Annotated in this window: 12 protein-coding genes; 4 read left to right on the plus strand and 8 right to left on the minus strand. The window is 64.1% G+C overall.

The window, feature by feature from the left end; all coding sequences use genetic code 11:
• Positions 1-66: 66 nt before the first annotated feature.
• On the plus strand, positions 67-1,251 hold the full coding sequence (locus tag PYR71_RS05780; RefSeq protein WP_275618577.1) for a hypothetical protein: 1,185 nt from the start codon (positions 67-69) through the stop codon (positions 1,249-1,251).
• On the opposite strand, the gene PYR71_RS05785 is transcribed toward PYR71_RS05780, so the two are convergent.
• Genes PYR71_RS05785 through PYR71_RS05820 form a run of 8 tightly spaced genes read right to left on the minus strand, consistent with a single transcriptional unit; the run spans position 1,248 to position 9,435 of the window.
• On the minus strand, positions 1,248-2,261 hold the full coding sequence (locus tag PYR71_RS05785; RefSeq protein WP_275618578.1) for a succinylglutamate desuccinylase/aspartoacylase family protein: 1,014 nt from the start codon (positions 2,259-2,261) through the stop codon (positions 1,248-1,250). The genes PYR71_RS05780 and PYR71_RS05785 overlap by 4 nt on opposite strands.
• 30 nt (positions 2,262-2,291) lie before the next feature.
• Entirely contained in the window at positions 2,292-2,636 is a 345-nt protein-coding gene (locus PYR71_RS05790) for a RidA family protein (RefSeq protein WP_020922890.1), read from the minus strand.
• A 36-nt stretch (positions 2,637-2,672) separates the two neighbouring features.
• Positions 2,673-3,983, minus strand: coding sequence for an alanine racemase (locus PYR71_RS05795; RefSeq protein ID WP_275618579.1), 1,311 nt, complete (start codon positions 3,981-3,983; stop codon positions 2,673-2,675).
• A complete protein-coding gene (locus tag PYR71_RS05800) occupies positions 3,976-4,932 on the minus strand; it encodes an amidohydrolase family protein (RefSeq protein WP_275618580.1) in 957 nt (318 codons plus the stop codon). Before PYR71_RS05800 ends, PYR71_RS05795 begins: the two co-directional genes overlap by 8 nt.
• On the minus strand, positions 4,929-5,870 hold the full coding sequence (locus tag PYR71_RS05805) for an ABC transporter permease (RefSeq protein ID WP_275618581.1): 942 nt from the start codon (positions 5,868-5,870) through the stop codon (positions 4,929-4,931). Before PYR71_RS05805 ends, PYR71_RS05800 begins: the two co-directional genes overlap by 4 nt.
• Entirely contained in the window at positions 5,867-6,829 is a 963-nt protein-coding gene (locus PYR71_RS05810) for an ABC transporter permease (RefSeq protein ID WP_275618582.1), read from the minus strand. Before PYR71_RS05810 ends, PYR71_RS05805 begins: the two co-directional genes overlap by 4 nt.
• Positions 6,826-8,340: a sugar ABC transporter ATP-binding protein gene (locus PYR71_RS05815; protein ID WP_275618583.1), complete on the minus strand. Its 1,515-nt coding sequence runs from the start codon at positions 8,338-8,340 to the stop codon at positions 6,826-6,828. The genes PYR71_RS05810 and PYR71_RS05815 overlap by 4 nt, the downstream gene beginning before the upstream one ends.
• Positions 8,341-8,361: 21 nt before the next feature.
• Positions 8,362-9,435 (minus strand): ABC transporter substrate-binding protein, encoded by a 1,074-nt coding sequence (locus tag PYR71_RS05820; RefSeq protein ID WP_183918426.1) that lies wholly within the window; start codon positions 9,433-9,435, stop codon positions 8,362-8,364.
• Positions 9,436-9,683: 248 nt separating this feature from the next.
• Between PYR71_RS05820 and PYR71_RS05825 the strand changes: the two genes are divergently transcribed.
• The 3 genes from PYR71_RS05825 (at position 9,684) to PYR71_RS05835 (ending at position 12,996) form a co-directional block, all read left to right on the plus strand.
• Positions 9,684-10,469: an IclR family transcriptional regulator gene (locus PYR71_RS05825; RefSeq protein WP_275618584.1), complete on the plus strand. Its 786-nt coding sequence runs from the start codon at positions 9,684-9,686 to the stop codon at positions 10,467-10,469.
• Positions 10,470-10,781: 312 nt separating this feature from the next.
• Positions 10,782-12,134, plus strand: a complete 1,353-nt coding sequence (locus tag PYR71_RS05830) for an LLM class flavin-dependent oxidoreductase (RefSeq protein ID WP_275618585.1) — start codon at positions 10,782-10,784, stop codon at positions 12,132-12,134.
• Between the two features lie 10 nt (positions 12,135-12,144).
• Positions 12,145-12,996: an ABC transporter permease gene (locus PYR71_RS05835; RefSeq protein ID WP_275618586.1), complete on the plus strand. Its 852-nt coding sequence runs from the start codon at positions 12,145-12,147 to the stop codon at positions 12,994-12,996.
• The last annotated feature ends 16 nt before the right edge of the window (positions 12,997-13,012 follow it).

Consider the following 13,012-nt stretch of genomic DNA (forward strand, 5'->3'; position numbering starts at 1 on the left):
AGATCGGCCTGGACACTATTATGGACAGATGTTCTATAAAGTGGACAGATTTGACCGGAGCGGGCCATGCATCTTTCCATGTGGACTTACCCCTGGGATATCCAGGACCAGGGGCTCGATAGGATTGCCGCCGAGTTTCGCAACCGCGCCGGCCTCAACACGATCAGCATGTCGACCTCCTATCATGCGGGCCGCTTCCTCCAGCCGCGCAGCCCGCGGCAGAAGGCCTATTTTCCCGAGGACGGGACGGTCTACTTTCGGCCGGACGAGAGCCTGTGGCAGGATAAGCTGATCCGGCCGCTGATGGCGGCGAATGTGACCGAGCGCGGCGACATGCTGGAGGCGCTGACCAGGGGACGCGGCGGGACGGGTCTCAAGGTCTCCTGCTGGACAGTCTGCCTCCACAATAGCCGTCTCGGCATGCTGCATCCCGACCATGTGACGCGGAACGCCTTCGGCAATGCCAACTATTACAATCTCTGCCCCTCCAGCCCGGCGGCGCGGGCCTATGCCGTCACCCTCGTGCGCGACATCACCATGAATTACCGGCCGGATATGGTCGAACTCGAGAGCCCGAACTTCATGGGCTTCGCGCATGAATACCACCATGAGAAGGACGGCGTCGGCCTGAATGCCGAAGACGATTTCCTGCTGTCGCTCTGCTTCTGCGACCATTGCACGGCGCGCGCGGCGAGTGCCGGTGTACCGGCCGAAGGCGCGCGCCGAACGGTTGCGCGTTTCATCGCCGAACTCTGCGAACGAGCCGTTCCGGAACGGCAGTTCCCGGAATTTCCGGCAGCCGGCATCGATGCCTTCCGCGACCACCCCGATCTGCATGCCTATCTCGGCTGGCGCAGCGAACCGGTGACCAGCCTCATCGGCGAGATCAAGGCGGCGGCCGATCCGGCGAGCCGGATCGTACTGATCGACCTGAAGGACGGCTGGCTCGGCGGCGTCGATCTTGCAGCCGTCGGCAAGATCTGCGACGGGGCGATCCTCTGCTGCTACGATATGGAACCGAATGCGATCGGCGATGTCATCCGCACCGGCCGGGCGGCGATCGGCCCGGAAAAATTCCTCTGTGTCGGCTTGCGTGTCTTCTATCCCGAGGTCGGTGAAGCCGCTGTCCTGGCCGCCCGCGCCAAGGCCGCCGTCGACGCCGGGGCCGACGGCGTGAACTTCTACAATTACGGCCTGATCCCGGCAAAACGTCTCGACTGGGTCAAGTCAGCGGTCGACGGGCTTCTCTAAGCGGCAATCGGTTCGGCGACTTGGATCAGGCAGTCGCCGGCCTGGCTGTCGCAATGCAGCCGGTGGGAAATGACGATGCCGTCCTCGGCAAAGCGCAGCTCTTCCTCCGGCTGCTCCAGGCGTTCCAGATCGTGATACCATCCGGCCAGATCGCCGGCCGAAACGGTGGCGCCAAGGACTGCGGCCGGCTCGAACCAGCCTCTGCGGTCGGCATAGATGCCCTGGCTGTGCCGGGAGAGCGACAGGAGCTGCAGCGGGCCCGGCTCAGCGAGCGGCGTGCAAGAGAGGACCGGATGCCCGACAATGCCGAGCGTCACGAGCAGCCGGTCGATTGCCGCCGCCGTGAACGCCATCGTCGCGGGCGTCACCGTTCCGCCGCCGCCGAATTCGCCGGAAAGACCGATGACACCGGCCCTTGCCGCAGCTCCCATCGATGTCGGCGCCGCACGCCCATTGTCGGCGATGAAGGCATGCGACGCGCCCAGTGCCCGCATCAGCGCGGCGGAACGCTCGAAGCGTGTGGCGTCGGCCTGCCGCTCAATCAACGTGCAGGGCAAGTGCGCCATCGACGTGCCGCCCGAATGCAGATCAAAGACGACGTCGTGGCGCGGGAAGAGTTCGTGTTCGAGGAAATGCGCCAGGCGCGCCGTCGGCACTCCCGCGGGATCGCCGGGAAAGGCCCGGTTGAGGTTGCCGCCGTCGAAGGGCGAGCAGCGTTTGGCCGCCATCACCGCCGGCAGGTTCGCCATCGGCAATATGGTGACGGCGCCACCTATGTCAGCGACGTCAAGCAGGCGCATCAGCCGTCCGAGCTGCAGTTCGCCCTCATATTCGTCGCCATGGTTGCCGGCCATCAAGAGCAGGGATGGCCCCTCGCCATTTCTGAGGCGAAGGATCGGAACGCGGATCTGATAATAAGGCGAACGGTCGATCGAATAGGGAATGGCGAGATAGCCGGCCTGGCGGCCCTCGCGCGAAAAGTCGATCGTATTGACGAGACCGCTGTGCATGATGTCTCCAGTTCGGGCGCTTGCCTTCGATCAAAGGGCGGCGACCGCGGTCATTTCGACGCGCAGGTCCGGGTCGGCAAGGCGGGCTTCGGTGCAGGCGCGGGCCGGCGGGTTTTCGATGTCGATCCAGCTGTCATAAACGCCGTTCATCGCCTCGAAATCGGTAATCGCCGGCAGGAAGACGTTGACGGCGAGGAGACGCGAGCGATCGGTCCCCGCTTCCTTCAAAAGGGCGTCGATCTTGCCGAGCACATCACGGGTCTGCTCCTCGATATCAGCCTTACGGTTTTCCGCAACCTGGCCGGCAATATAGACGAGACCGCCATAGCTGACAGCCTGGCTCATACGCGAGCCCTTCTGATAACGCTGGATCATGCAGGTTTTCCTTTTTCTTGGTTTTACAGGGAGAATTCAGCCGAAGCTGGTCAGATAGGCTGCCGTCACCGAATGATCCGGATCGAGGCCATAAAGGATCGCATGCCGGTCAAGGCAGGTGCAGGGATGCGAGATGCCGAACTCGATGACATCGCCCACGGCAACGTCGCTGTCATCGGCAAGCGCCATGAAGGCGTGCTGATCATTGAGGCGGAAAACTCTCGCGCCTTCGAGATCGGCGAGATACGCGCCATTGCGATAGAGTGTCAAGGGCCGCGGCAGGCCTTGGTCCATCGCCACGTCCCGCATGCCCATGCCTGCAATCGCAAGCCCTGGCTCCGGCCGCGACAGGACCTCCGCCCAGACTCTGAGCGCCGGACGGAAACCTGCCGCCGCGGAGACGATTTCGCCGCCGATGCGAAAGCCGCCGCGCGCATCGAGACCGGCAAGGCCACGTTCATAGATGCCATGATCGTGAAAGAAAATAGCGCCGCTGCGCAGCACGAGCCGGCAGACTGGGTCGGCGGCGACGGCGGCTGCAAGCCGTGCCACCACGATGTCGAAAAACACCGAACCGCCTGATGTGACGAGGAGCGGCCGTTCGCTGCCGATGCGGGCGCGGATCCTCGGCAGGAAATCGGCCGTCATCGCCATCAGCGCGTCGATACGATGCATCGTTTCTTCCGGATCGGCGGTCGCGGCCGCACCCTCATAGGCGGCGATGCCGCTCAGCCGGAAGGCCGGCGTCTCCGCGGCCAGGATCGTATCGAGGATCGCGGCGGCGGCATCGGCGCTGCGGAGACCAGCGCGGCCGGCGCCGAATTCCACCATCAGGCCGAGAGGCGGCAGATCCGTGCGTTCCAGCCAGGCGGAGGCAAGAGCCTCGATCAGTGCCGTCGAATCCACGAAGACATGGAGCTCCGCATCGGGATAATGGCCGAGCAGGGCCGCAAGCCGGCAGGCGGCCGCGGCCCCGCCGATCTCGTTGGCGAGGATCAGCCGGCGCTGTCCGGCCTTCAGCAGCACGGCGGCTTGGCGGATATCGGCGACGGTCGTTCCCCAGGCGCCGGCCGAACGAAGCATGTCCGCCAGCGCCGTCGACATCGGCGTTTTGGCGTGCGGGGCAATCTCGGCACCATTGCTTTTCACATAGGCCATCATCAGTTCGACATTCCCGGCGAAGGCCTGCCGGTCGAGCGAGATCAGCGGCAGCGCCATCTTGCCGTCATAGGGTTTCCACCCCTGCTGCCCCATGGCAGGAGGCGAAAGCGGCGGATGGCCTGGTGGAAAGCCGCGCGTCCGCTCGTCGATCAGCATGTTTTCGTTTGCGGCACGAAGATCAGACATGGGAATCTCTCCCGATCTCGGCCGGATCGGCCAAACCAAGGCGATAAGTATCGTTGGCGGTGGCAAAGAACAAAGCGCGCTGCTCGTCGTAAGAGAGCTCGGCGGCGACCGTGCGGAACACCTGATAAACCTCGTCGAAAGAAGCATGCAGGCCGGCGACCGGGAAGTCGCTCGCAAACATCGCACGTTCAGGGCCGAAACAAGCGAGGCAATGCTCGATCACCGGCCGTAGGCTTTCGAGCGTCCACGCATGGTCATAGGCGACGAGGTCGGAGATCTTCAGGCGCAGGTTCGGCTCTTTGCCGAGTGATCGCAGGCCGCGGCGCCAGAGCGCCATGCCGTCCTCCGTCCGGTCGACGGGGCTGCCGCCGTGGTTGAGCACGAAAAGCATTTCGGGAAAGGCCTGCACGAGATCGAGCGCCTCGGCCATCTGCCAGGGGTAGAGCATCAGGTCGAAGACCAGTCCGAGCCGCGTGGCATGAGCAAGCCCCGCCCGCCAGGCGGGATCGGTCATGCGATCCGGACGAGGCGCAAAACGCTTCGCCGCATCGGGATGCCAGCTCAGAATATCGCGGACGCCGACGACGTTGGGGTTTTGCGCCTCCGCTTCGAGCAGGCGCGCGGCGTCCGGGCCGTCGAGAGGAACGCGCGCGACATAACGGCGCGCCACGCCGGAGCTGCGGTCGAGGCCATCCAGCCATCGGCTCTCTTCCAGCGGGTAGGCAACCGACCAGCCGGCCTCCACATGCACCGTCGCAACGACGTTCTGTTGGGCAGCATCGGCGCGATAATCGTCGATGCCGTAATCGTGCAGGATCGGTCCGAGGTTTCCGACGGCCATCTCCTCGCCGGAAAACCGCGCCTTCTCAAGCCAGGGATGGCGCTGCAGGCTGAGGTCCCAGAGATGGTGGTGCGGGTCGATCACCGGCCCGTCATAGCGCTTCGTCATCGGCGCGCCTCGCGGCCGGACACCAGCAGCAGGGCGAGGATCAGCGTGCCGAACATGATCGAGCGCCAGCCGGGTGAGGCGTTGACGACGGTGATCAGCGCCGTCGTGGTGACGAGCAGGATCGCTCCCGGAATGGTGCCGGCATAGGTGCCGCGGCCGCCGAGGATGGAGGTGCCGCCGAGCACGACGGCGGCAATCGAGGTCAGCAGATAGGGGTCACCTATGCCGACATAGCCTTGCCGGTTCATCCCCAGCACGAGAATGCCCGCAAGCCCGGCGAAGGAGCCGGACAGAGTATGGACGATCGGCGTATTGCGGTTGACGCTGACGCCGGAAAGCCGGGCGGCGAGTGGGTTTGCCCCGAGTGCGAGGAAACGCGCGCCGATCGGCATGCGGTGGACGAGCAGCAAGACGACGATTGAGACGGCGAGCCACAGAATGATGCCCGAGGGAATGCCAAGCGGCCTCGCCTGGCCGAGCAGAATGACGGCCGGATTGCTGACGGTGACGGCGCTGCCGCCGGCGACGATGACGAGCAGGCCCTGCAGGAAGGTCGCCATGGCAAGCGTCATGATAATCGGCGGCACGCGAAGATAGGCAGCGCCCGCACCGTTCATCAAACCGATGCCGGTGGCAATGGCAAGGGCCGCCGCGATGCCGGCAAGGCCGGTCGGATCCCAGGCGGGCGAGATCAGCGGCAGCAGGATCGCCGTGACTGTGATAACAGCGCCGACCGAAAGATCGATGCCGCCCATCAGGATGACGAGCGTCTGCCCGGCCGCGACGATGCCGATCACCGCGGCGAGTTCGAGGAGGTAGCGCAGATGGCCATAGGCGCCGAAACCGCGCAAGGTGAAGCTTGCGACGATCCAGACGAGCGCGACCAGCAGGAAGGTCAGCAGCGGCGGATTGCGAAACGCGGATCTGACGATGTTCATCGCCTTGCCCTCCATACGCCGAGAAGTTCCGGAACGGCGACCGCCCCTACGATGATCAATCCTTGCGCGACATATTGCGCAACCGGCGGGAAGCCGAGGAAGAACATCACGTTGATCATCACCGAGAGCAGCAGGCTGCCGCAGATCGCGCCGCGCATCGTGCCTTTGCCGCCGAGGAAGCCGACGCCGCCGAGAACGGCGGCGGCGATCGAGTTCAGCGTGAAGGGCGTGCCGATGACCGGATCGCCCGAGCCGGTCTGCGCCGCGACGAAAAGGCCGGTCAGTGCCGCAAGCAGACCGGAGAGCGCGAAGGCTGCGACCTTCACCCGTTCAACCGGGACGCCGGAACGGAATGCGCCGAGCGGGTTGTCGCCGGCCGCATAGATGCCAAGGCCGAGCGGCGTTGCGAGAAAGACCTTCCAGAGCATGAGGATCGCGACCAGCAGCAGGAAGGCGACGGGCGTGTGGCCGGCAAGCGCCGTCGACAGCCAATCGGGAATGAACCCGCCCGGCCGCGGCAGCAGGATCAGAGCGACGCCGCTGATGATGAAGGAGCCGGCGAGCGTGACGATGATCGCAGGAAGCCTCAGATATGTGACGATCGCGCCGATGACGGCGCCGATCGAAAGGCCGGCGAGTGCGACCGCCAGAATGCCGGCGGGCACGCCGAGCGCCCCTTGCATCGTCGTCGCCGCGATCACCGCGCCGAGGCTGACCAGCGGGCCGATCGCCAAGGTGATGCCGCCATTCAGCATCAGCAGCGCCTGCGCCATGGTGACGAGCGCGAGCGGGAACCAGTTCTGCGTGAACTTGGAAAAGCCGCCGATGGTCAGGATGCCGGGAAAGAGCAGCGCATAGAGGATGAGGAAACCAGCGACGACGAGATAGAGGCCGGCGAGGCCGCGGTTGCGGCGCAGCTGAATCGAACCGTAGAGCCGGGATGACGAAATCGTGCTCATGCCGCCTCTCCCTGCGTCGTGGCCGCAATACCCATGGCCGCGCCGACGATCGCGCCTTCGCTGATCGCATGCTGCGACAGTGTTGCCGCGACGCGCCCCTCGCGCAGAACCACGACGCGGTCGCAGAGATGCACGAGCTCCGGCGTATCGGAACTGACGAGAATGACGAGCCGTCCTTCGGCGGCGAAGCCGCGCAGCATCAGATAGATTTCCCGCTTGGTCTCGATGTCGACGCCGCGCGTCGGATCGTTGAGCAGCAGAACGGAGGGATCGAGCGGCAGCCATTTGGCAAGCGCCACCTTCTGCTGGTTGCCGCCGGAAAGCGCCTGCACCGGGCGGGCCGTATCGCCCTTGATGGTCAGCCGCCGGGCGAGATCGGCCACCAGTCCACTTTCCGCCGTCAGGTCGCGCAGCCCCTTGCGGGCGAGCCGTCCGAGCGAGGGCAGGATGAGATTGGCGGCAATGGAATGCGGCAACACCAGCCCCTCATGTTTGCGGTCGGCAGGCACATAGACGATGCCCGCTGCATTCGCCGCACCGACATTTGCGGGCAGGCCGGGTTTGCCTGATACTTCCGCCCGGGTGGCAGACGCGGGAATCGCGCCGTAGAGGCCGAGCAGCAGATCTTCCTGCCCCTGTCCCACCAGCCCGCCAATGCCGACGATCTCGCCGGCGCGGGCGGAGAAAGCGACGTCACGCACCATGCCGGCCGAAAAACCTTCGACGCTGATGCACATCGCACCGGGTGCCGCGGCCGGGCGCGGCGGGAACAGGTCACCGGTCTCGCGGCCGACCATCAGGCGCACCAGACCCTCGCCGTCGATGCCGGACAGCGACTGATCCGCCGTGACGACGCCATCCTTCAACACGGAGACATGCGAGCAGAGCGCCTGCACCTCGTTGAGGCGGTGGGAGATATAAAGAAGCGCCGTGCCGCGCTCTCTCAGAGTCTCGATCAGCCGGGCAAGGATGCCGGCTTCATGGGCGGAGAGCGACGAGGTCGGTTCGTCCAAAATGAGCACGCGCGGCTTGCGGAACAGCGCCTTGGCGATCTCGACCATCTGACGGCGGCCCAGCGCGAGATCGGCGACCGGCATGTCGAGCTGTTCGGTCAGTCCGACCATGTCGCAGACCTCTCTTACGCCGCGATGCAGCGCTCGATAGTCGATGAGACCGAACCGGCGCGGAAAGGCGCCGGTCCCGATGTTTTCGGCAATCGACAGGCTGGCCGTCAGGCTCAGCTCCTGTTGAACCACGGCGATGCCGGCGGCGCGCGCCGCCGCCGGGCTGAAACGCCCGACAGACCTGCCGTCGATGACGATGGATCCGCTGTCCGGCTGGAGAGCGCCGGACAGGAGATTGATCAACGTCGACTTGCCGGCGCCGTTTTCGCCGAGCAGGGCATGCACCCTGCCCGGCAGAAGGGCGATGTCGACGCCCTTCAGAACGGGATTGCCGAAAAATCCCTTGAACACCTGCCGGGCTTCCAGCAGGGGCGTTTCTTCCGTCATGACGGCATTCCTCAATCCGGATTACTTGGTGGCAAGCAGCTTGTCGAAGAGCGCCTTGTCGTAATCCGAGTAGATATAACCGTCAGCCGGGAACTTGTCGGCCCGGGCGAGGTAGCTGCCGATCGTGCTATCGTCGATGACGGGCAGCGGCACCTTGACGAAGGCGGGGACATCCTTGCCTTGCAGCGCCTGCACGGCGGTGTATACGGAAAGTGCACCGAGCCAGTTCGGCTGCATCGTCGCCCAGCCCTTCAAGCCCTTCTCCTTCCACAGTTCCAGGAACTGCCGGGCATTCTCGCCCGTCGTCGGCACCTGGTCGCGGCCCTGGCGCTCGAAGGCGAGGACGGAACCGGCCGACAGCGCCCCGCCGAGCGACAGCACACCGTCGATCTCGGGATTGGCGAACAGCAGGCTGGTCATCGCTTCCTGTGCGGGCGCGACGTTATATTCGGTATTGGTCTCGGTAATCACCTGCAGACCCGGATTGGCGTCGAGGACCGGCTGGGCGCCCTTGCGGCGATCATCGCTGACCGAAATGCCGGCCGGGCCGTTCATGATGATGATCTTGCCCTTGCCGCCGAGCTGGCTGACCATCCATTTCGCGGCGGTGGCGCCCCATTCGTTGGAATCGGTGTTGATCTTGGCCGTCACCTTGTCGGTGTTCACAAGGCTGTCGAAGTTGACGACGGCGATGCCCTTGTCGCAGGCATCGGATATGACGCGGTCGAGCGCGTTGGAGGAGCCGGCGATGACAACGATGGCGTCGACATTGGCGTCGATCATCGACTGAATATGCTGGATCTGCGTCTGGGCGTTGCCCTGCGCGTCGGTAATCATCAGGTCCTTCACCAGGCCTGCTTTCTTCAACTCATCTACCTCGGCCTTGATGGTGCCTTCGGTCTGCTTCATCCAGGTCGGCACCGAATAGATGTTCGCCCAGCCGATCGTATAGGGCGCCTTCCTGTCTCCCTTGATGCAATTGGCGGCGGCCGAGGCCGTGCCGGCCGAAAAGGCAAGCAGGGTGGCTGCGGCCGCAGCGCCGGCGAGAAGACGGCGACGCAGTGAAACGGAAATGCTTTCTTCAAAATTCTTCATGTCGATCCCCTTTTGCGGCAGCGCTGGCGGCTTGCCATTTGTTTTTGTCCGCTATATTGTACATATGATCTTTATACCGGACGAGCCGATCTTATGCCGATTTTTTTACCCCGCAAGAGGGGTGGGAAAATTTCATTTGCGAAGCATGACGGGATCGATTGACAGACGCTGCAGACGGTTTGAAAAGCTTGGCCGGACAAGAACAGAGCCCGACAAGAACAGGGCCTAAGAAGAACGGATTGACAGTGATGGATGCAGTTCAGGACGAAGCAGCCGGCAAGCGCGCCCGAGGGCTCGACCGTGCCTTCGAGATCCTCGACTTCCTGCGCCAGAAACGGCAGGCCTTGAAGCCGAATGAAATCGCCGCGCAGATCGGTGCGCCGCGCTCATCGGTCTACGAACTCGTCAACCTGCTGCTGAGCAATGGCATTCTCGAATTCACCGGCGGCGAGGGGCGCGTCTATCTCGGCCGCAAGCTTTATTTTCTCGGCGCCGCTTACGAAAACCATTTCGATTTCACCCGCGAATGCGAGGCGACGCTGGAACGGCTTGCCGACGAGACACGGGAGACGGCGCAATTCTGCATGCTGGATGGCAACAGATATACGGTCGTGCGCATGCGCGAGGGCGCGCGGCCGTTCCGCATCTCGACGGATGTCGGACAGTCGGTGCCGATCCCGTGGACCGCGTCAGGCCGTCTGCTCGTCGCGCATCTGTCGGATCAGGACATCCTGAATTTCATTCCGCCGCAGGATTTCCGCCTGCCGGGCGGCGAATGGCTCGAGCCCCAGACCTTCATCGCCGAGGTGCGCCAGGCCGAGCGTGAAGGTCTCTTTACCTTCAACAGTATCGTCGACAGCTTCACCCATTGTTTTGCCGTGCCGGTGCGCGGCGAGGAAGGCCATGCTGCCGCAACGCTCTGCCTCGTCACGCCGCGCGACGACGGCATTGCCAACCGGGACCGCTACCTCGACTGCCTGAAGAAGGCGGCCGCCGGCCTGGAGCATGGCCCGGCCCGGCCAAGACGGGGCTGACGCCTTGTTATAAGCAGGCATATCTGTCGGCGCGCCGGTGCCTCCGCAGGCCTTCAGCGACACCGCTAAACGCTGCTGCACCCGCCTGACATGGCTACTTAGCGACCGGGCGCAAGACGCCATCTTGCAGCGGACGCCGATCTCCGATTTCCACATTTCCCCCGATCCCGCAAAACTATTCACTCCTCACTCAAAATTTAGAAATTAAGTTTCTCTATAAAATCTATGGAGAACGTACCCTAAGTCCTGACAGCCAAACTGACCTCGGCCCCGGAATGGCGGAGCCGCTGGCGGCAAACGGAGAGGACGAAAATGACACGGAAAATCAGGCTTGGGGCATTTCTTCCTGGTGGCGGGCAGCATGTTGCATCCTGGCGCCACCCCGACCAGCCGGCCGATGGCGCCACCAGTTTCGAATTTCACAAAAAGCTTGCTTTGACAGCCGAACGCGGCCTCTTCGATGCCTATTTCCTGGCCGACGGCCTGGCAGTCGGTTTCGGCGGCGCGCGTGAAGGCGGCAATGCCCGCGTCGCAGGCTTCGAGCCCGTCACATTGTTCTCCGCGCTCGCGCCCCTGACCACGCATCTCGGCTTCATCGCAACGTCGTCGACCACCTACGAGGAACCTTACACCACCGCCCGCAAGTTCGCTTCCCTCGACCTGATCTCGGATGGGCGCGCTGGCTGGAACGTCGTCACTACGACAGGCGACCTCACGGCGCAGAATTTCAATCGCGATACCCAGCTTCCGCATGCAGAGCGCTATCGCCGTGCCGCCGAGCACGTCGACGTCGTCCGCAAACTCTGGGAAAGCTTCGAGGACGACGCCTTCATCCGCGACAAGGAGACCGGCGTGTTCTTCGACCCCGCGAAGCTGCACGACACCGACCATCGCGGCGAACATTTCAGCGTGCGCGGCCCGCTCAACGTGTCGCGCTCGCCGCAGGGCCATCCGGTCATCGTGCAGGCCGGGCAGTCCGAAGACGGGCGCGGGCTTGCTGCAGCAACGGCCGAGGTGATCTTCACCGCCCACCAGCACATCGAAACCGCCCAGGAATTCTACCGGGATATCAAGGCACGCGCCCGCGGCCTCGGCCGCAACCCCGATCACATCCTGGTCATGCCCGGCATTTCCGCCTTCGTCGGCAGAACCGAAGCGGAGGCGCGGGAGAAGTACGACCGTCTGACGTCACTCATCGTCGAAGAAGATGGGATCGGTCTCCTCAACGGCCTGACCGGCGGCACGCTCGACCTGCACGGCTACGATCTCGACGGGCCACTGCCGCCGGCGCCGCCGACCGAAGGCATGAAGAGCCGCCAGGCTCTCATCCGCCAGATCGCCGACGAAAACAATTTCACCATCCGCCAGCTCTATCAGTGGATCGCGTCGGCCCGCGGTCACTATACCATCGTCGGCACGGCCGAACAGATCGCCGACACGCTGCAGCAATGGTTCGAGAACGAAGCTGCCGACGGCTTCAACATTCTGCCGCCCTGGCTGCCGACGGCCCTCGACGACTTCGTCGATCTGGTCATCCCGGAACTGCAGCGCCGCGGCCTGTTCCGCACGGCCTATGAGGGCAGGACGCTGCGGGAAAATCTCGGCCTGCCTTTCCCGGTCAATCGATGGGCTGCCGAACGTGCGGCTCTCCAGGCAGCAGAGTGAGGAGCGACCCATGGTCTATGAAATCAACCAGACCCTCCCGAGAAGCTTCAGCCGCCTGAAGAGCGGCGAAAGCAATACGCCCACTTTCGCGTCGCATGTGCGCAGTGTGCTCGCATCCCTTCTGCCGCGCTACGGTCTGCTGATCGCCTTCCTCGCACTCTGGCAGGTGTCGAGCACCAGGGGCTGGATCAATCCCGCCATCTTCCCGCCTTTGAACGTGATCCTGTCGGCTCTCTGGACCAACCTCGCCAATGGCGCGCTGCTCGATGATATTGTCATCAGCCTGCAGCGGTCCGGCACCGCCTTCGCCTTCGCCGTCGTGGTCGGCATTCCGCTCGGCCTGTTCATGGGCCAGTTTCGGGCCGTCGAGCAAGCGCTCGATCCGATCCTGCAGCTCTTCCGCCAGACCTCGGCGCTGGCGCTCTATCCAGTCTTCATCCTGCTGCTCGGCCTCGGCGAAACATCCAAGATCTTCGTGATCTTCTGGGCGACGCTGTTTCCGGTGCTGCTCGCCACGATCGGCGGCGTCAAGGAGGTGGACAGGAAGCTTATCGAGATGGCGCGGACCTATGGCGCCGGGCCGCTGACCATCTTCCGCCGCGTCATCCTGCCGGCCTCGGTGCCTGCGATCTTCGTAGGCCTGCGCCTTTCGGCGACGACGGCGCTTCTGCTGCTGATCGCCGCCGAGATGATCGGCGCCAACAAGGGCATCGGCTTCCAGGTGATGAACGCCCAGTACAATTTCCAGATCCCGCTGATGTTTGCGGCGATCCTGCTGCTCGCCTTCCTTGGCCTGGCCGCGAATGGGCTGCTCGTTCTCCTGCAGCGCCGCCTCTGCCGCTGGTCGCAGCCGAACGCCTGACTGCTTCCTCCTATTT

Origin of the sequence: Rhizobium mulingense, assembly GCF_029194105.1 — a bacterium.
GTDB lineage: Bacteria > Pseudomonadota > Alphaproteobacteria > Rhizobiales > Rhizobiaceae > Rhizobium > Rhizobium mulingense.